The organism is Sphingopyxis sp. A083, assembly GCF_001468495.1.
Lineage (GTDB): Bacteria > Pseudomonadota > Alphaproteobacteria > Sphingomonadales > Sphingomonadaceae > Sphingopyxis > Sphingopyxis terrae.
Genome location: NZ_LNSK01000002.1, coordinates 549,110 through 568,357, shown reverse-complemented (window position 1 = coordinate 568,357; position 19,248 = coordinate 549,110). Strand labels below are relative to the sequence as shown.

The 19,248-nt window shown below is 64.1% G+C and carries 18 protein-coding genes; 8 read left to right on the top strand and 10 right to left on the bottom strand.

Annotation, left to right across the window (positions count from 1 at the left end; genetic code table 11):
* Position 1 precedes the first annotated feature (1 nt).
* A complete protein-coding gene (gene purF, locus ATE59_RS06850; RefSeq protein WP_003051348.1) occupies positions 2-1,459 on the bottom strand; it encodes an amidophosphoribosyltransferase in 1,458 nt (485 codons plus the stop codon).
* Between the two features lie 144 nt (positions 1,460-1,603).
* Between purF and hisI the strand changes: the two genes are divergently transcribed.
* The 5 genes from hisI (at position 1,604) to ATE59_RS06825 (ending at position 6,425) form a co-directional block, all read left to right on the top strand.
* The gene (gene hisI, locus ATE59_RS06845; protein WP_058811693.1) at positions 1,604-1,978 is read left to right on the top strand and encodes a phosphoribosyl-AMP cyclohydrolase; all 375 of its coding nucleotides are present in this window, start codon (positions 1,604-1,606) and stop codon (positions 1,976-1,978) included.
* Positions 1,971-2,519: a hypothetical protein gene (locus ATE59_RS06840; protein WP_058811692.1), complete on the top strand. Its 549-nt coding sequence runs from the start codon at positions 1,971-1,973 to the stop codon at positions 2,517-2,519. The genes hisI and ATE59_RS06840 overlap by 8 nt, the downstream gene beginning before the upstream one ends.
* A gap of 63 nt (positions 2,520-2,582) precedes the next feature.
* Positions 2,583-3,014 carry a MerR family transcriptional regulator gene (locus tag ATE59_RS06835; RefSeq protein WP_003051357.1) on the top strand — a complete coding sequence of 144 codons (432 nt, stop codon included), beginning with the start codon at positions 2,583-2,585 and terminating at the stop codon, positions 3,012-3,014.
* 68 nt (positions 3,015-3,082) lie between these two features.
* Positions 3,083-4,885 (top strand): acyl-CoA dehydrogenase C-terminal domain-containing protein, encoded by a 1,803-nt coding sequence (locus ATE59_RS06830; RefSeq protein WP_058811691.1) that lies wholly within the window; start codon positions 3,083-3,085, stop codon positions 4,883-4,885.
* Between the two features lie 46 nt (positions 4,886-4,931).
* Positions 4,932-6,425 carry a phospholipase D-like domain-containing protein gene (locus ATE59_RS06825; RefSeq protein ID WP_058811690.1) on the top strand — a complete coding sequence of 498 codons (1,494 nt, stop codon included), beginning with the start codon at positions 4,932-4,934 and terminating at the stop codon, positions 6,423-6,425.
* Between the two features lie 10 nt (positions 6,426-6,435).
* On the opposite strand, the gene ATE59_RS06820 is transcribed toward ATE59_RS06825, so the two are convergent.
* From ATE59_RS06820 to ATE59_RS06800, 5 genes are read right to left on the bottom strand one after another with little or no spacing between them, the layout of a single operon-like run.
* Positions 6,436-7,287: an HpcH/HpaI aldolase/citrate lyase family protein gene (locus ATE59_RS06820; protein WP_058811689.1), complete on the bottom strand. Its 852-nt coding sequence runs from the start codon at positions 7,285-7,287 to the stop codon at positions 6,436-6,438.
* Complete coding sequence (locus ATE59_RS06815) at positions 7,287-7,739, bottom strand: MaoC family dehydratase (RefSeq protein ID WP_058811688.1); 453 nt, start codon at positions 7,737-7,739, stop codon at positions 7,287-7,289. Before ATE59_RS06815 ends, ATE59_RS06820 begins: the two co-directional genes overlap by 1 nt.
* 2 nt (positions 7,740-7,741) lie before the next feature.
* The gene (locus ATE59_RS06810) at positions 7,742-8,200 is read right to left on the bottom strand and encodes a GNAT family N-acetyltransferase (protein WP_082657330.1); all 459 of its coding nucleotides are present in this window, start codon (positions 8,198-8,200) and stop codon (positions 7,742-7,744) included.
* The gene (locus tag ATE59_RS06805) at positions 8,197-10,035 is read right to left on the bottom strand and encodes an acetyl/propionyl/methylcrotonyl-CoA carboxylase subunit alpha (RefSeq protein ID WP_058811902.1); all 1,839 of its coding nucleotides are present in this window, start codon (positions 10,033-10,035) and stop codon (positions 8,197-8,199) included. Before ATE59_RS06805 ends, ATE59_RS06810 begins: the two co-directional genes overlap by 4 nt.
* A gap of 5 nt (positions 10,036-10,040) precedes the next feature.
* Positions 10,041-11,639: a carboxyl transferase domain-containing protein gene (locus ATE59_RS06800; RefSeq protein WP_058811687.1), complete on the bottom strand. Its 1,599-nt coding sequence runs from the start codon at positions 11,637-11,639 to the stop codon at positions 10,041-10,043.
* A 145-nt stretch (positions 11,640-11,784) separates the two neighbouring features.
* Here ATE59_RS06800 and ATE59_RS06795 point away from each other — a divergent pair, with 145 nt between their 5' ends.
* The gene (locus ATE59_RS06795) at positions 11,785-13,869 is read left to right on the top strand and encodes a M13 family metallopeptidase (protein ID WP_058811686.1); all 2,085 of its coding nucleotides are present in this window, start codon (positions 11,785-11,787) and stop codon (positions 13,867-13,869) included.
* A gap of 108 nt (positions 13,870-13,977) precedes the next feature.
* Here the strand turns inward: ATE59_RS06795 and ATE59_RS06790 are convergent, their stop codons facing one another.
* The 4 genes from ATE59_RS06790 to ATE59_RS06775 are packed head-to-tail and all read right to left on the bottom strand — an operon-like array spanning position 13,978 to position 16,185.
* Positions 13,978-14,259: a hypothetical protein gene (locus ATE59_RS06790; RefSeq protein ID WP_003051386.1), complete on the bottom strand. Its 282-nt coding sequence runs from the start codon at positions 14,257-14,259 to the stop codon at positions 13,978-13,980.
* Positions 14,256-14,675: a VOC family protein gene (locus ATE59_RS06785; protein ID WP_058811685.1), complete on the bottom strand. Its 420-nt coding sequence runs from the start codon at positions 14,673-14,675 to the stop codon at positions 14,256-14,258. Before ATE59_RS06785 ends, ATE59_RS06790 begins: the two co-directional genes overlap by 4 nt.
* Positions 14,672-15,019: a hypothetical protein gene (locus ATE59_RS06780; RefSeq protein WP_058811684.1), complete on the bottom strand. Its 348-nt coding sequence runs from the start codon at positions 15,017-15,019 to the stop codon at positions 14,672-14,674. The genes ATE59_RS06785 and ATE59_RS06780 overlap by 4 nt, the downstream gene beginning before the upstream one ends.
* A complete protein-coding gene (locus tag ATE59_RS06775; RefSeq protein ID WP_058811683.1) occupies positions 15,016-16,185 on the bottom strand; it encodes an isovaleryl-CoA dehydrogenase in 1,170 nt (389 codons plus the stop codon). Before ATE59_RS06775 ends, ATE59_RS06780 begins: the two co-directional genes overlap by 4 nt.
* A gap of 136 nt (positions 16,186-16,321) precedes the next feature.
* Here ATE59_RS06775 and cysD point away from each other — a divergent pair, with 136 nt between their 5' ends.
* Positions 16,322-17,227, top strand: coding sequence for a sulfate adenylyltransferase subunit CysD (gene cysD / locus ATE59_RS06770; protein WP_003051397.1), 906 nt, complete (start codon positions 16,322-16,324; stop codon positions 17,225-17,227).
* A 116-nt stretch (positions 17,228-17,343) separates the two neighbouring features.
* Positions 17,344-19,245 (top strand): sulfate adenylyltransferase subunit CysN, encoded by a 1,902-nt coding sequence (gene cysN, locus ATE59_RS06765; RefSeq protein WP_058811682.1) that lies wholly within the window; start codon positions 17,344-17,346, stop codon positions 19,243-19,245.
* Positions 19,246-19,248: the final 3 nt, after the last annotated feature.

The following is a 19,248-nucleotide window of genomic DNA, read 5'->3' as shown; positions in this document are numbered from 1 at the left end:
GTCAGACAACCCGTTCGGCAAGCAGCGAAAACTGATCTTCCAGGCTGTTCTCGTCGAAATCGGTCAGCGTGGTCGGATAGTCGCCGGTGAAGCAGGCATCGCAATATTGCGGACAATCGTCGTTGCGTCGCGCCTCACCCAGCGCGCGGTACAGGCCGTCGATGGTCAGGAAGGACAGGCTGTCGGCATTGATGAAATTGGCCATCTGGCCGACCGTCATCTGCGCCGCGAGCAGCTTGGCGCGTTCGGGCGTGTCGACGCCGTAGAAGCAGCTATGCGAAGTCGGCGGGCTGGCGATGCGCATATGCACTTCGGCGGCGCCCGCGTCGCGCATCATCTGCACGATCTTGAGGCTGGTTGTGCCGCGCACGATCGAATCGTCGATCAGCACGATCCGCTTGCCGGCGATCAGGGCGCGATTGGCATTGTGCTTCAGCTTGACGCCGAGGTGGCGAACCTTGTCGCCCGGCTGGATGAAAGTGCGGCCGACATAGTGCGAACGGATGATACCGAGCTCGAAGGGAATGCCCGATTCCTGCGCATAGCCGATCGCCGCCGGGGTTCCCGAGTCGGGGACCGGGATGACGAGATCGGCATCGACCGGATTTTCGCGCGCCAGTTCGGCGCCGATCGCCTTGCGCACCGAATAGACGCTGGTGCCGTCGACGATCGAATCGGGGCGCGAGAAATAGACATATTCGAAGATGCACGGCCGTGCCGCGCGATCGGCGAAGGGGCGGTGCGACGAAAGCTGGCCGTCGCGGATGATCACAAGTTCGCCGGGATCGACCGAGCGGACGAATTCGGCGCCGACGACGTCGAGCGCCACGGTTTCGGACGCGAGGATGTACGCATCGCCCAGCTTGCCGATGACCAGCGGACGAATGCCGAGCGGATCGCGGCAGCCGATCATGCCTTCCGCGGTCAGGCAGATCAGCGAATAGGCGCCCTCGACCTGTTTCAGCGCGTCGATGAAGCGATCGAGCAGGGTGCGATAGTTGGACGTGGCGACGAGGTGGATGATGACCTCGGTATCGCTCGTCGACTGAAAGATCGATCCGCGGCGCACCAATATCTTGCGCAGCGCCATCGCGTTGGAAATATTGCCGTTATGCGCGACTGCAAAGCCGCCGGTGGCCAGGTCGGCGAACAGCGGCTGGACATTGCGCAGCGCCGTCTCGCCGGTGGTTGAGTAGCGGACATGGCCGATCGCCGACGCGCCCGCGAGCTGGCGGATGATGTCGTCGCGGTCGAAATTGCCCGCAACATGCCCCATCGCGCGGTGGGTATGGAAATCCTTGCCATCGAAGGCGGTGATGCCCGCGGCTTCCTGACCGCGGTGCTGCAGGGCGTGAAGCCCCAGCGCCGCGACCGCAGCGGCACTTTCGGCGCCGTGAATACCAAAGACGCCGCACTCCTCGCGGAGCTTGTCGTCGTCAAAAGGATGGGTCGTCAGCATGTCAATCCAGGGGCAGGGGGCTGGGACTGCCGCGCATATAGGAGTGCCGAACCCAAATGTCGCCCCCCATATTTGACCTTTTGATGTCAACTCCACCCGCGCGGGGGGTGACAGCCGCTCTCGACCTGCTCTAAGGCGCGGACCATGGATGCTTCGCGCGACACCACCGACCGTTTCCTGCCGCGTTTCGACGCCGCCGGGCTGGTGACCGCCATCGTGACCGACGTCGACAGCGGCGTGCTGCTGATGGTCGCGCATATGAATGCCGACGCGATCGCGCTGACGCAGGAGACGGGGCAGGCGCATTTCTGGTCGCGGTCGCGGGCCGCGCTGTGGCGCAAAGGCGAAACCTCGGGCAACGGGCTGACGGTCGTCGAAATGCGCGTCGACTGCGATCAGGATGCGCTGCTCTTGCGCGTGAAGCCCGCCGGTCCGGCCTGTCACACAGGTCGCCGATCCTGCTTTTATCGCCGGATCGAGTGCGACGGCAGCCTGACCTTCCTCGATACCTATGCCTAGCTCACGCGTTGCGTACCTCCTCGTCGCGGTTCTGCTGCTCGTCGGCGGCTGCGACCGGGCGAAGCGCGACGGCGCCGATGCCGCGATCGATACGCGCAATCCGTTGGAAATCGCGGCGCGCGAACGCGGAGTGGTACGCGCCGATGCAAGCGATCCGACCGGCCTGTTCGAACGCACGCACGAGCTTGGGCGCGATGCGATGTGCGTTGTCCCTGACGGCGCCGGGCAGTGGCGCTTTGCGGTGAGCGCGTCGTTCGGTCCCGGCCTGTCGTGCAATGCGCGCGGCACCATCGTCCGCGACGGGGATGACTGGCGGATGCGCTTCGCCGGGGTCGAGGGATGCGAGGCACTTGTCCACGAAGAGGATGACGACCTGCGCCTGCCCGGACGCCTGCCGTCGCAATGCGACAGCCTGTGCCCGTCGCGCGCGTCGCTCTCGGGCCTGCGCCTGCCGCGGGCGAGCTGGTCGGCGGACGATGCAAAGGGCTTGCAGTTGCGCGATGGACGCGGCAATATGGTCCGGCCTTGCGGATCGCCGTAAGCGGCGCTTTTCCTTATCTCCGACGGCCTTGACGTTCACGTCAACGGAAACTAGTCTTTCGGGATGACCGAAGAATACGGCCACGCCCATATCGACACGCCCGATCACCTGGGGCGCGAACAATATAGCATCACCGATCTGTCGACCGAATTCGGCGTCACCGCGCGTGCGCTTCGGTTCTACGAGGACGAAGGGCTGATCAGCCCCTCGCGCAAGGGGCTGTCGCGTATTTATTCGAAACGCGACCGCGCCCGGCTGGCCTGGATTCTGCGTGCCAAGCGCACCGGATTTAGCTTGGCCGACATTCGCGAGATGATCGACCTTTACGACGTCGGCGATGGCCGCAAGCTCCAGCGCCAGGTCACGGTCGAAAAATGCGAGGAGCGCATCGCGCTGCTCCAGCGTCAGCGCGATGACATCGACAGCGCCGTCGAGGAACTGACACGTTTCATCGATATGGTGAAAAAGGTCGACGCTGGCGAAAAAGTCGGCTGAGCTTCGGCAACCGGAACCTCCCCGGGCAAGTTTGATTGCCAACACCTGATTTATCGGAAAGATTTCGCATGCCTGTCTATCGCGCCCCGATCCAAGATACGCTGTTCCAGCTCAATGATGTCCTTGGCATCGATCGCTATGCCGATCTGCCGGGCTTCGCCAATGCGTCGCCCGATATGGTCGAGGCGGTGCTGACCGAGGCCGGCAAATTCTGCGAAGAGGTGCTGTTCCCGATCAACAGGTCGGGCGACCTCGAAGGCTGCACGCGTCATGAAGACGGTTCGGTCACCACGCCCGAGGGGTTCAAGGAAGCGTATAAGGCCTATTGCGAGGCGGGCTGGACGCTGCTCAACCAGCCCGAAGAATTCGGCGGTCAGGGACTGCCCCACGTCCTCGGCTTTCCGGTCGAGGAATATCGGATGGCAGCGAACCAGGCTTTCGCCATGTATCCGGGGCTGACGCAGGCGGCGGTCTCGGCGTTGCTGGTCAAGGGGTCGGACGAGCAGAAGAGGCTCTATGTCCCCAAGATGGTGTCGGGCGAATGGGGCGGCACGATGAACCTGACCGAACCGCAGTGCGGCACCGATCTTGGCCTGATCCGCACCCGCGCGGTGCCGAACGGCGACGGCAGCTATTCGATCACGGGGACGAAGATTTTCATCTCGTCGGGCGAGCATGACCTCACCGACAATATCATCCATCTCGTGCTGGCAAAGACCCCTGACGCACCCGACAGCGTCAAGGGAATTTCGCTGTTCATCGTCCCAAAATATCTGGTGAACGACGACGGCTCGCTCGGTGAGCGCAACACGCTGTCGTGCGGGTCGATCGAGCACAAGATGGGGATCCACGCCAATGCGACCTGCGTCATGAACTATGACGGCGCAAAAGGCTGGATGGTCGGCGAGGAGAACAAGGGCCTTGCCGCGATGTTCGTGATGATGAACGCCGCGCGCCTCGGCGTCGGCATACAGGGGTTGGGTCAGGCCGACATAGCCTATCAGAATGCCGTGCAATATGCGCAGGACCGCCGGCAGGGCCGGGCGCTGACCGGGCCGCAGGATCCCGCCCAGAAGGCCGACCCGCTGTTCGTCCATCCAGACGTGCGCCGCATGTTGATGGATGGCAAGGCGGTGGTTGAGGGACTGCGCGGCCTGTGCCTCTGGGGGGCGCTGCAGGTCGATCTGGCGCATGGCGCCGCGTCCGAAGAGGAGCGGCAGCAGGCCGACGACCTCGTCAGCCTGCTGACCCCGGTGATCAAGGGCTATGGCACCGACAAGGGCTATGACGTCGCGACCAACGCGCAGCAGGTGTTCGGCGGCCACGGCTACATCGAAGAGCAGGGCATGAGCCAATATGTCCGCGATGCCCGCATCACGATGATCTACGAAGGCGCCAACGGCGTACAGGCGATGGACCTCGTCGGCCGCAAGCTCGCGCAGAATGGCGGCCGTGCCATCCAGGCCTTTTTCGCGATCGTCGACGCCGAATGTGCGGCGGCGAAGGACAAGCCGGCCTTCGCCGATTTTGCGGGGCAACTCGAAAAGGCCAATGGCGAACTCAAGGCCGCGACGATGTGGTTCATGGCCAATGGCATGACCAACCCCAATAATGTCGGCGCGGGCGCGCATCATTACATGCACATCATGGGTATCGTCGCGCTGGGCCTCATGTGGCTGCGCATGGCCGAAGCGGCACAGAAGGCGCTCGACGAAGGGCGCGGGAACAAGGCGTTCCTCGAAGCCAAGCTTGTTACCGCGCGTCATTTCGGCGAACGCTTCATCCCCGATGCGGGCGCGTTGCGCCGCAAGATCGAGGCCGGCAGCGAAGCGATGATGGCGCTGACGCCCGATCAATTCTTCGCCGCCTGACGTGCAGGCTCGCAACCATCGCCGCCGCCCGTGCGTGTAGGCGGCGATGAGCGAGGATGCGCTGACCCCGATCGTTGAGGAAGGCCGCAATTGCTGGCGGATCGAACGCGCCAACAAGGCGCGGATGATTGTCGATGCGGCCGACTATTACGCGCTGCTCGTTCGGCTGATGGAGCGCGCGAAAGAGCGCATCCTGCTGATCGGCTGGGATTTCGACCCGCGGATTGCCCTGACGCCCGACGATGCGGGCAAGGGCGAATCGCTGGGGCATTTTCTGCTGCGTCTGGCCCATGCGAAACCCGACCGCGATATCGACATTCTTCGCTGGAATTTCGGCGGTCTGAAACAGTTTCTCATGCCGCGCATCGTCTCGATGGTGCTGCGCTGGAAGGTGACGCGCTCGATCAGCTTCCGGCTCGACAGCGCGCACCCCACTGGATGCAGCCACCACCAGAAGGTCGCGGTGTTCGACGATCATCTGGCGGTGTGCGGCGGTATCGACGTGTCCTCGTCGCGCTGGGATACGCGGGGCCATCGCGACGGCGATCCGCGGCGCACCAATCCCGACGGCCAGCCGTATATGCCGTGGCACGATTCGACGATGATCCTGGCCGGGCCGGTCGGCGAAGCGCTTGCCGATCTGGGCAACGAACGGTGGCAGCGCGCAACGAACAAGCAATTGCGCGACGTAAAGGGCGACGGCGAAAACTGGCCCGAAAATCTCGAACCCGATTTTACGAACGTCGATGTCGCAATATCGCGCACGCGCGCCGAATATGACGGCTATCCCGAAATTCGCGAGATTGAGCAGCTCTATCTCGACATGATCGCCGCGGCGAAGCGCTTCGTCTATTTCGAAAATCAATATTTTACCTCGGCCAAGATCGCAGCGGCGATCGCCGAGCGGCTGGACGAGGACGATCCGCCCGAATTCGTCATGGTGATGCCGCGTACCGCCGACGGGTGGCTCGAACAGATGGCGATGGACGCGGCGCGCGTGAAGCTGGTGCGCGCGATCGCCAAGGCGCGGCACGGCGACCGCCTGCGCGTATATGTCCCGCACACCGCGGGCGGCGATCCGATCTATGTTCATGCAAAGACTGCGGTCGTCGACGATCGCCTGCTGCGTATCGGATCGTCGAACATGAACAATCGATCGCTGGGGCTCGACAGCGAATGCGATGTGACGATCGATGCCGCTTTGCCCGCGAACCGCGGGGTGGAGCCGACGATCCGGGCGCTGCGCGAATCGCTGATCGGCGAGCATCTGGACGTCGATCCGGCCGATGTCGGTCGCCTTTATGAAACAACGGGGTCGCTTATCGATGCGATCGAGGCGCTGCGCGGGCCGGGCCGCTCGCTCGAGTTACTCGATCTCGTCGAGCCCGGGCCGTTCGACGATTATATCGCCGAGCATGAACTGCTCGATCCCGAAAATCCCGACGCGATGTTCGAAGGGATCGCCGAGCGCGGGCTGCGCCGGAACTGGCACCGCGGCAAAGCCTGGATGAAGCGTCACCGCCCGTTCCGGCGGAGATGACAGCGCGGCGTCAGTCCGCCAGCGACAGGATATGCCGCGCCTGTTTGAGGTGCGGGGCATCAACCATTTTGCCGTCCACCTGAAGCACCCCCGAGCCCGGATTGGCGGCGAAGGCATCGACGATCGCCTGCGCACGCTGAACCTCGCCGGCGGACGGCGTGAAGGCGGCATTGATCGGCGCGACCTGTGACGGGTGGATTGCCATCATGCCGGTAAAGCCATCGCGCCGCGCGCGCGCAGCATAGGCGGCAAGGCCCGCCTCGTCCTTGATCGCAGGAAACACCGTATCGATCGCCGCGACGCCCGCACCATGTGCGGCGAACAAGGTCAGCGCGCGGGCGACCTGATAGGGTTCGGTGTAGCGCCCGTCGGCCTCGCGGCTCGTCGCCGCGCCGATGGCGGCGGGCAGATCCTCGGCGCCCCAGGTGAGGCCGACCAGCCGGGCCTTCGCCTCGCGATAGCTGCCCAGCGTAAAGATCGCCGCCGGGGTTTCGGTCGCGATCGGCAGCACCGGCGGCAACGACGCATCGGCGGCCCCCTCGCTGCGAAGGATCGTATCGAGCTGGGCGATGCTCGGCGCGCCTTCGGCCTTGGGCAGCATGATCGCATCGGGGCGCCCGCCGACAATGGCAGCAACGTCGGCGGCGGTCATATGCCCGTCGAGCGGATTGACACGGACCAGCGTAAAGACTTCGCGCGTTCCGGCGAGATAGGCGGCGACCGCTTCGCGCGCGGCCTCTTTGTTTGCAGGGGACACCGAATCTTCGAGGTCGAGGATGATCGCATCGGCGCCCGACGCCGCGGCCTTCGCGAAGCGTTCGGGGCGGTCGCCGGGAACGAAGAGGAGTGAGCGGAGGCGCATCACACGTCCTTCCTGTTGATCAGCGCTGACCGTTCGCACTGGCAGACGATTTCGTCGCGCTGGTTGATGCAGCGATGAAGGAAGGTCACGATGCCCGCATTCGGCCGCGATTTCGATTCCTTGAGGCCGATCACCTCGCTCGTCGCGCGCAGCGTGTCGCCGATGAAGACCGGCTTGGGCATCACCAGCCTGTCATAGCCGAGGTTCGCGACGAGGGTGCCGAGCGTCGTGTCGCCAACCGACAGCCCGACCATCAGGCTGAAGGTGAAGGTGCCGTTGACGAGGATCTGTCCGAATTCCGATGCTTTTGCCGCTTCGATGTCGAGATGCAGCGGCTGCGGATTGTGCGTCATCGTCGTGAACAGCAGATTGTCCGTCTCGGTCACGGTGCGGCGGATCTCGTGCACGATCGCATCGCCGATCTGCCATTCGTCGAAAAACTTGCCTGCCATCGTCAGTCCCTCAAATGCAATTTCATGCCGACATGACTCTGCACGAAGCCGAGCCGGGCGTAGAAGCGGTGCGCGGCAGTCCGTGTCGCCGACGACGTGAGTTGGACGAGTTTGCAATCGCGCGCGCGGCACTGTTCCACCGCCCACAAGATCATCTGCTCGCCCAGCCTTTGGCCGCGCAGGTCGGCGGCAATGCGCACCGCCTCGATCAAGCCGCGCCAGCTTCTGATAAAGGAAAGCCCCGGGAGGAAACTGAGTTGCATCGTCCCGATAACGCGGCCATCGAGTTCCGCTGCAATCAGCCGCTGGTTCGGGTCGGCGTCGATTGCATCGAACGCGGCAAGGTAACGCGGGTCCGAGGGATCGGCCTCACGCGCCGGCGGAATCGTGTCCTCTGCGAGCATGGCGAGGATAGCGGGAAGATCCGCTGGCGCCGCGTCGCGAAGGATCAGGCCGCTCACTCGGCGGCCTCGATCTTCGCGAGCAGTGCCTCGACCTGCACCTGCGCCCCGGCCGCAGCGTTGAGTTCTGCAACGATGCCGTCGAAGGGCGCAGTCAGGCTATGCTCCATCTTCATCGCCTCGAGCGTCAGCAGCTTCTGACCCTTGGTCACCTTGTCGCCCGCGGCGACGTCGACCGCTATGATCTTGCCGGGCATCGGCGACAGGATCGCCCCGTCGCCCGCTGCGCCGCCGGCACCGCCCGCGGCGCGCCAGGGCGTAAGCTGCCACACCGCGCCACTTTCGGCGACGAGCATGGCGGCGGCGGGCTCCTCGGCGCCGGGGCCGTGCAGCGTCACATCGACGCGCTTGCCGTCGAGCAGGAAGGGCGCGGTTCGGACATCGGGTGCGTTGAGACGGAAACCCGACTGCAGCGAGCGGGGAACCATCGCCATCGCGGCGTTGGTCAGCGCCTGATCCGAGGGCATCGGCTCGGCCGTCATGCTGTCGCCATCGCGGCCGATCAGCCCGGTATCGACCGTGCCTGCGACGAAATCGGGGTGATTGAGGGCGGCAATCAGGAAGGCCGAATTGGTCTTCACCGGCCAGATCGCGCTGTCCTCCAGCATTTCGGCCAGCATTTCACGGGCTTCGCTACGATCGTCGCCGTAAGCGATGACTTTGGCGATCATCGGATCGTAGAAGGGCGACACCTCCGCGCCTTCGTAGACGCCGGTGTCGATGCGGCCGAGATGTTCGGGAAGCTGGAACAGTTCGAGCGTGCCGATGCTGGGCAGGAAACCCCTGGCCGGGTCTTCGGCATAGAGCCGTGCTTCCATCGCCCAACCGTTGATCGCGAGCTCGTCCTGTGCCAGCGGGATCGGTTCGCCCGACGCGACACGAAGCTGCCATTCGACCAGATCGACGCCGGTGATCTCCTCGGTGACGGGATGCTCGACCTGCAATCGCGTGTTCATTTCCATGAACCAGATGCGGTCGGCCCGCAGGCCCTCGCTGGCGTCCGCGATGAATTCGATCGTCCCTGCACCGACGTAGTCGACGGCCTTTGCGGCGCGCACTGCGGCGGCGCACAGCTCGGCGCGCGTCGCTTCGTCCATGCCCGGGGCCGGGGCTTCCTCGATCACCTTCTGGTGGCGGCGCTGCAGCGAGCAGTCGCGCTCGAACAGGTGGACGACATTGCCATGGGTGTCGCCGAACACCTGCACCTCGATATGGCGCGGGGTCAGGATATATTTCTCGATCAGCACATGGTCGTTGCCGAACGATGCCGCCGCCTCGCGCTGGCACGAGGCGAGCGCGTCGGCGAAATCGGCCGGAGCATCGACCTTGCGCATTCCCTTGCCGCCGCCGCCCGCGACCGCCTTGATCAGCACGGGATAGCCGATCTGCGCGGCCTGTTCGGCGAGGAAGGCCGGGTCCTGGTTTTCGCCCATATAGCCCGGCGTCACCGGTACCCCGGCCTCGGCCATCAGCTTCTTCGCGGCATCCTTGAGGCCCATTGCGGTGATCGACGACGGCTTCGGTCCGACCCAGACGAGCCCGGCATCGGCGACCGCCTGCGCGAACTCGGCATTTTCGGACAGAAACCCATAACCCGGATGGATCGCCTCGGCCCCGGTCGCCTTGGCCGCCGCGATGATCTTCTCGCCGATCAGATAGGATTCGCGCGCCGGCGAAGGCCCGATATGCACGGCCTCGTCGGCCTCGCGCACATGCAGCGCCTTGGCGTCCGCGTCCGAATAGACCGCAACGGTCCGGATGCCCATCTCGCGCGCGGTACGGATGATACGGCAGGCGATTTCGCCACGATTGGCGATGAGGAGGGATTGGATCATCGTCATTACATCCTGAACACGCCGAACCCGCGGTCCTCGACCGGGGCGTTCAGCGTTGCGGAAAAGGCAAGCCCGAGCACGTCGCGGGTCTGGGCGGGGTCGATGATGCCATCATCCCACAGGCGCGCGGTGGCGTGATAGGGATTGCCTTCGTCCTCATATTTCTGGCGGATCGGTGCCTTGAAGGCTTCGGCCTCTTCGGGCGTCCATTTGTCGGCGTCGCGGTGGACCGTCGCCAGCACCGACGCCGCCTGTTCGCCGCCCATCACGCTGATCCGACTGTTGGGCCAGCTAAACAGGAAGCGCGGGCTATAGGCCCGCCCGCACATGCCGTAATTGCCCGCACCGAAGCTGCCGCCGATCAGCACCGTGATCTTGGGTACGGTCGCGGTCGCGACGGCCGTCACCAGCTTCGCGCCATGCTTGGCGATCCCCTCGGCCTCGTACTTCCCACCGACCATGAAGCCCGAGATATTCTGGAGGAAGAGCAGGGGGATGCGCCGCTGCTGCGCCAGCTCGATGAAATGCGCGCCCTTGACTGCGCTCTCGCTGAACAGCACGCCATTGTTGGCGAGGATCGCGACCGGAATGCCCCAGATATGCGCGAAGCCGCAGACGAGCGTGGTGCCGTAATTCGCCTTGAACTCGTGGAACTCGCTGGCATCGACGATGCGCGCAATTACCTCGTGCACGTCATAGGGCGCGCGGACATCCTCGGGGATGATGCCGTAGAGCTCTTCGGCGTCATATTTGGGCGGACGCGGGTCTTTCATCGCGACGTCGAAGCCATCGTCGGCCCCGAAGGTCGACACGATATCGCGCACGATGGTCAGCGCATGTTCGTCATTCTCGGCCAGATGATCGACCACGCCCGACTTCTTCGCGTGCAGGTCGCCGCCGCCCAGATCCTCGGCGCTGATCTCTTCGCCCGTCGCGGCCTTCACCAGCGGCGGGCCGGCGAGGAAGATCGTACCCTGGTTGCGCACGATCACCGTCTCGTCGGACATCGCGGGAACATAAGCACCGCCCGCGGTGCAGCTGCCCATCACGCAGGCGATCTGCGGGATGCGTTTCGCCGACATATTCGCCTGGTTGAAGAAGATGCGCCCGAAATGGTCGCGGTCGGGAAAGACCTGGTCCTGATGCGGCAGGTTGGCGCCGCCCGAGTCGACGAGGTAGATGCAGGGCAGGCGGTTCGCCTCGGCAATCTCCTGCGCGCGAAGATGTTTCTTCACCGTCATCGGATAATAGGTGCCGCCCTTCACCGTGGCGTCGTTGCACACGATCATCGTCTGCTTGCCCGACACACGGCCGATGCCGGCGATCATCCCGGCGCCCGGAACCTCGCCCTCATACATGTCGCCCGCCGCGAGCTGGCCGATCTCGAGGAAGGGCGAACCCGGATCGAGCAGCCGCTCGACGCGCTCGCGCGGCAGCAGCTTGCCGCGGCTGGTATGCCGCTCGCGCGACTTTTCGTCACCGCCGAGCGCCGCTTCGGCGACGCGGGCATAGAGCGCGTCGCGCAGGCCGCGGTTGTGCGCGGCGCGTGCCTGGGTCTGCGGATCGTCGGGATTATATTGCGTCGAAAGGACGGGGGCGCTCACGGTTCACTCTCTCCCTGAAACTGACTGCGCCCTAGCCGGTCGCTCGTCGATTGGAAAGCACCGCAGGCCGAAAATGGTTGGTATTGAAACGGGATTGTCACAGGCGTATCGCCGTCCGACACCCCCCAGAAAGCAAGGCAACGCCATGAAAAAGACCGTCCTCGCCATCCTCCTGTCCACCGCGACGATCGTCGCCGGGCCGATCGCCTGCACCAGCGCCAACGGCGACAAGGCTGCTTACACGCTCGGCACCGACCTTGGCATCAGCAAGGAAGCGATGGACACCAGCGTCAAGCCGGGCGACGATTTTTACGCCTATGCGAACGGCAATTGGCAAAAGGTGACTCAAATCCCCGCCGACCGCTCGTCGATCGGCGCCTTCTACACCGCATTCCTTGAAACAGAGAAGCGGACCCGCGAACTCGTCGATGCGATCGTCAAGAGCGGCGGCGATCCGGGCACCGACGATGGCCGCATTGCTGCCTTCTACAACGCCTATATGAACACCAAGGCGATCGATGCCGCCGGGATGAAACCGATTGAGGCCGATCTGGCGCGCTTCGACACCATTGCCGACAAGGCGGCGCTGTCGACCATCCTGGGCGAACAGACGCGCGCCGATGTCGATCCGCTCAACGCCACCGATTTTAACACCGAGAATCTCTTCGGCATCTTCGTTTCGCAGGGACTGGCGACGCCCGGCGAGGTTATTCCCTATATGCTGCAGGGCGGGCTCGGCCTTCCCGAGCGCGAATATTATCTGTCGGCCGACCCGAAGATGGCGAGCATCCGTGACGCCTACAAAGCCTATATCGCCAAGCTGCTGACTCAGGCGGGGATCGCCGATGCCGATGCCAAGGCGCAGCGCATCTTCGATCTCGAAACGAAGATCGCCCGCGCGCATGCGACGCGTGAGGAGAGTGAGGATTTCACCAAATCGGCCGATGTCTGGACCAAGGCCGACTTTGCCAAAAAGGCACCCGGGATCGACTGGGACGCCTATTTTGCCGCTGCCGGGCTCGACAAGGCGGCGAAGTTCGGCGCCTATCATGCGCGGGCGATCACCGGCCTGTCGGCGCTCGTCGCATCGCAGCCGCTCGACGCGTGGAAGGACTGGCTCGTCTTCCATCAGATCAACAGCCATACCGATGTGCTGCCCACCGCGCTCGATGACGCGCATTTCGCCTTTTACGGCACCACCCTGTCGGGTACGCCGCAGCAGCGCAGCCGCGACAAGCGCGCGCTCGACGCGCTCAACACCTATCTCGGCGATGCGGTCGGCCGCGTCTATGCCGAGAAATATTTCCCGGCGTCGGCCAAGGCCGAAGTCGGTGACATGGTGAAGGGGATCAAGGCCGCCTTTGCGAAGCGCGTCAACACGATCGACTGGATGGCGCCCGAAACGAAGAAGGAAGCGATCAAGAAGGTCGAAACCATCGTGGTCGGCGTCGGCTATCCTGAAAACTGGCGCGACTATGGCAGCTACACGATCAGCGCCGACGACGCCTATGCGAACGAAGTCGCCGGCGAGAAGGCCGAATATGCGCACCAGCTCGCCAAGATCGGCAAGCCCTTCGACAAGGGCGAATGGTGGATGACCCCGCAGACGGTCAACGCCGTCAATCTGCCGGTGCAGAATGCGCTGAATTTCCCCGCCGCGATCCTGCAGCCGCCCTTCTTCGACGCCAAGGCCGATCCCGCCTATAATTACGGGGCGATCGGCGCCGTCATCGGCCACGAAATCAGCCACAGCTTCGACAATAATGGCGCCGCCTTCGATTCGACCGGCGCGCTGCGCAACTGGTGGACGGCCGAGGATCTCAAGAAGTTCGAGGCGGCGGGGGCGGCGCTGGCCGCGCAATATGACAGCTACAAGCCGTTCCCCGATCTTGCGGTCAACGGCAAGCTGACGCTGGGAGAGAATATCGCCGACGTCGCGGGCCTGCAGGCGGCTTATGACGCCTATCGCGCTTCGCTGAACGGCAAGGAAGCGCCGGTGATCGACGGCTTCACGGGCGATCAGCGTTTCTTCATCGCCTATGCGCAGACCTGGGCCACCAAGATGCGTGACGAAGCGCTGCGCGCGCGGATCGCGACCGACGGCCATGCGCCGGGCAACTACCGCGCACTCACCGTCCGCAACCTCGACGCGTGGTACAAGGCGTTCAACGTTCAGCCGACCGACAAGCTGTATCTCGCCCCCGATCAGCGCGTCCGCGTCTGGGGGTAATGTCCGCTTCTCGTCGTTGCGAGGAGCGGAGCGACGAAGCAATCTCCAGTCATCGGCCCGAGGTTGGCTCGGGACGCTGGAGATTGCTTCGCTGCGCTCGCGAAGACGCTATTTTTCTGATGCCGGCGGCGCCCCCGGCTTTTCCTTGAGGATCAAGTACCGGTAAACGCCGACGCAGTTGATGCACAGCAGCGCGATATTCTGCCAGCCGATGCCTTCGCTGTCGCTTTGCAGAAAGCCCCACGCGACGAGCGCGATGCTGCTGGTCACGAAAATGACGAAGGCCCAGCCGGTCGGGCGCCGCCCGAGATTGAGCGATACGATCAGCGCCGCGAGCGTTCCGGCCCCGGCGCCATAATATTGCAGCGCGTCGAGCAGCGTATCGCTCATCCGCCGGTCGCCCCGAACACGAACTCGAGCTTCAACCCGTCAGGGTCGGCAAAGAAGAGCGCATAATAGGTCGGTCCGTAGCGCGGATAATCGGCGGGGGCATCGAGGATCGTCGCGCCTATGCTGCGCAGCAAATCATGCAGCGCATCGACGTCGGCGCGGCTTTCGGCAGTCCAGGCAAGATGATGCAGTCCCGGCGAAAAGCGGTCGTGGTTCCGTAATGCGCCGGCCCCCTGCGCTTCGACGATCCCGATCGAATGGAACGGTTCGCCGGCGCGGTCCCAATCGCTGCCATGATCATAATCGGCGGCGCGCCGGTAGCCGAGAAAGCCCAACACCGCATCATAGAAAATCCGCGACCGCGCCGCGTCGCGAACCCTCAGGTCGATATGATGGACAAGGCCGCGTGCGCTCATAAGGCCCCGGCAATCGCGAGCAGTCCGGATGCAGTCAAAAACGGCCAGCCGATGTGTCGGCCGCGCGTATATACGGCATCGAACAGACCGGTCGCCGTCCACGCGGCCCCGATCAGCAGGATCAGACCGCGCGGCGTTCCGGGCCACAGGACCGACGCGGCGGACACCAGCATCAGGAGCGAGAGCGCATACCATGCCAGACGAAACACCCGGCGCGCCAAGTCGATCCCCATGATTCCGCTGTCGAGCGACATCAACGGCCTGACAAGTCGTCTTTCGCCCAGCAAGCCGTGCACCAGGGCGGTCGCCACCATGAAGGTGGCCGACAGCCCCAGCCAGATCACGCGCCTGCGCCAATCAGTTCGCGGCCGATCAGCATGCGGCGGATTTCGTTGGTGCCCGCCCCGATGTCGAGCAGTTTGGCGTCGCGCCAATAGCGCTCCACCGGCCAGTCCTTGGTGTAGCCCGCGCCGCCAAGCGCCTGGATCGCTTCGCCCGCGACCCTCACCGCGCTTTCGCTGGCCAGCAGGATGGCGCCCGCGGCGTCGAACCGCGTCGTCAGCCCGGCGTCGCATGCCTTGGCGACATTATAGACATAGGAGCGCGCCGACTGGAGCGCGACATACATATCGGCGACCTTGGCCTGCATAAGCTGGAACGAGCCGATCGGCTTGCCGAACTGCTTGCGCTCGCGAAGATAGGGGATGACCGTGTCGAGGCAGCCCTGCATGATGCCGAGCTGGAGCCCGGCGAGCACGACGCGCTCATAGTCGAGGCCCGACATCAGCACGCCGACGCCGCCGTTGACCGGCCCCATCACCTGGTCCTCGCTGACCTCGCAGTCGGTGAAGACGAGTTCGGCGGTCGGGGATCCGCGCATGCCGACCTTGTCGATCTTCTGGCCGATGCTGAAGCCTGGCATATCCTTTTCGATCAGGAAGGCGGTGATGCCGCGTGACCCCGCTTCGGGCGTCGTCTTGGCATAGACGACCAGCGTGTCCGCACAGGTGGCGTTGGTGATCCAGAATTTGGTCCCGTTGAGGACATAGCCGCCCTGAACCGGCTCGGCCTTCAGTTTCATCGAGACGACGTCGCTCCCGGCGCCGGCTTCCGACATTGCAAGGCTGCCGACATGCTCGCCCGAGATCAGCTTCGGCAGATATTTCGCCTTCTGCTCTTCATTGCCCCAGCGGCGGATCTGGTTGACGCACAGATTCGAATGGGCGCCATAGGACAGGCCGATCGCGCCGCTCGCGCGACTGACTTCCTCGACCGCCAGAACATGTTCGAGATAGCCGAGGCCGAGGCCGCCCCATTCTTCTTCGACCGTGATGCCGTGCAAGCCCAGCGCGCCCATCTGCGTCCAGAGCTCGTCGCGGGGGAACCAGTCCTCGCGGTCGGCCTTGTCGGCCAGCGGCGCAATCTGCTCGTCGGCGAAGCGGGCGGTGGTGTCGCGGATCATCTCGGCGGTCTCGCCAAGGGCAAAATCGAAATCGGGTGTGGCGCGCATATCGTCCTCTGTTTCTGGTTTCGGATGCGACTAGCAGGAAGCGGACGCGGTTTGAAGCGCAGCGGACAAGTCTGGCTTGCAAGGCGAAAAGGCCATACAGCTTGCGTGCCGCCATGGGGGTCGGCAAGGGCGGGGCATGATCGACACGCTTACCCATCTGGACCGTCTCGAGGCCGAGAGCATCCACATAATGCGCGAAGTGATGGCCGACGCCGTCAACCCCGTGATGCTCTATTCGGTCGGCAAGGACAGCGCGGTGATGCTGCATCTCGCGCGCAAGGCCTTCTATCCCTCGCCGCCGCCTTTTCCGCTGCTCCACGTCGATACGACGTGGAAATTCCGCGCGATGTACGAACTGCGCGACCGCATGGCCGCGGAATCGGGCATGGACCTGATCGTCCATCAGAACCCCGAGGCCAAGGCGCGCGGGATCAATCCGTTCGACCATGGGCCGCTGCACACCGACATGTGGAAGACGGAAGGGCTCAAGCAGGCGCTCGACCTTCACGGATTCGACGTCGCCTTCGGCGGTGCGCGGCGCGACGAGGAAAAGAGCCGCGCGAAGGAGCGCATCTTTTCCTTCCGCACGGCCAGTCACGGCTGGGATCCCAAGCAGCAGCGCCCCGAGCTGTGGAATCTCTACAATGCGCGCAAGGCGAAGGGGGAAAGCATCCGGGTCTTTCCGATCTCCAACTGGACCGAACTCGACATCTGGCAATATATCGCGCGCGAGAATATCCCGATCGTGCCGCTCTATTTCGCCGCGCCCCGGCCGACGGTGACCCGCGACGGGCTGCTGCTGATGGTCGATGACGACCGCTTCCCGCTACGCGACGGTGAAGAGCCGGTGATGCGCTCGGTGCGTTTCCGCACCCTCGGCTGCTATCCGCTCACCGGGGCGGTCGAAAGCGAGGCGACGACGCTCAGCCAAGTCATCCAGGAAATGCTGTTGACGACGACCAGCGAACGGCAGGGACGCATCATCGACAAGGATGGCGGCGATGCGTCGATGGAGAAGAAGAAGCAGGAGGGGTATTTTTGACCCGCCGCGTCAATCTTCAGATTGATGAAGGGTCAACCCCCGCGAAGGCGGGGCCTCTTTCTGTATCAACGGACGAAGCGGGATTTCCGCTTTCGCGAGAATGACGAAGTAAGAATATGACCGACCCCATTTATGTCACCGACGCCCTGATTGCCGAGGATATCGACGCCTATCTTGCGAGTCACGAGCGGAAGTCGCTGCTCCGCTTCATCACCTGCGGCAGCGTCGACGACGGCAAATCGACGCTGATCGGGCGGCTGCTCTACGACAGCAAGATGATCTTCGAGGATCAACTCGCCGCGCTCGAGGCCGACAGCAAGCGCGTCGGTACGCAGGGCGGTGAGATCGATTTCGCGCTGCTCGTCGACGGGCTTGCCGCCGAGCGCGAGCAGGGCATCACGATCGACGTCGCCTATCGTTTTTTCACGACCGAAAAGCGCAAGTTCATCGTCGCCGACACGCCGGGGCACGAGCAATATACGCGCAACATGGTCACCGGCGCGTCGACCGCCGACCTTGCCGTGATCCTCGTCGATGCGCGCAAGGGCGTGCTGACGCAGACGCGGCGCCACAGCTTCCTCGCGCACCTGCTCGGCATCCGGCATATCGTGCTTGCGGTGAACAAGATGGACCTTGTCGGCTATGACAAGGCGGTCTTCGATCGCATCACGCTCGCCTATCGGGCCTTTGCGAGCGAGATCGGCATTACCAATTTCACCGCCATCCCTATCTCGGGGTTCAAGGGCGACAATATCACCGCGCTGTCAGCGAATACGCCCTGGTTCAAGGGGCCGGCGCTGGTCGACCATCTTGAAACGGTCGAGATCGGCGGCACCGCCGACGAAGCCAAGCCTTTCCGGATGCCCGTTCAATGGGTCAACCGCCCGAATCTGGATTTCCGCGGCTTTTCGGGGCAGCTTGCAAGCGGCAAGGTCAAGCCGGGCGACGCCGTCCGCATCCTGCCGAGCGGGAAGACGACGACGATCGACCGGATCGTTACGCTCGATGGCGATCTGGACGAGGCGGTGGCGGGCCAGTCGGTGACGCTGACGCTGGCGGACGAAGTCGATTGTTCGCGCGGCGATGTCATCGCGGTCGCCGATGCGCCCCCCGAAACCGCCGACCAGTTCGAAGCGACACTCGTCTGGATGGCCGACGAGGCGATGATACCCGGCCGCGCCTATTGGCTGAAGCTCGCGACGCAGAGCGTTTCGGCGACCGTGCAGGCCCCGAAATATGAGATCAACGTCAACACGCTCGACCGGTTGGCCGCAAAGACGCTGGACTTGAACGGGATCGGGGTCGTCGAGGTTTCGACCGACAAGCCCATAACCTTCGAAGCCTATGCCGACAACAAGACGCTCGGCGGCTTCATCCTGATCGACAAGCTGACCAACGCGACGGTGGCCGCCGGGATGCTGCACTTCAGCTTGCGCCGGGCACAGAATGTCCATTGGCAGGTTGGCGACATCGATCGCGACATGCGCGCGAACCTCAAGAACCAGCGCCCGGCGCTGCTGTGGTTTACCGGCCTGTCGGGCTCGGGCAAATCGACGATCGCGAACCTTGTCGAGAAGAAGCTGCACCGGATGAACCGGCACAGCTTCCTGCTCGACGGCGACAACGTCCGCCACGGGCTCAACAAGGATCTGGGCTTCACCGAAGCCGACCGGATCGAGAATATCCGCCGCGTCGGCGAGGTTGCCAAGCTGATGACCGACGCCGGGCTGATCGTCATCACTGCCTTCATCTCGCCCTTCCGCGCCGAGCGCGAAATGGTGCGCGCGATGCTGCCCGAGGGCGAGTTTCTCGAAATATTCATCGACACCCCGCTGGCCGAGGCGGAACGGCGCGACGTCAAGGGCCTCTACAAGAAGGCACGGGCGGGTCAGCTCAAGAATTTCACCGGCATCGACAGCCCTTATGAGGCGCCCGAGGCGCCGGAGGTTCGCATCGACACGACCGCGATGACGGCAGAGGAGGCTGCCGACCTCATCGTCGAACGGCTGCTGGGCTAACCG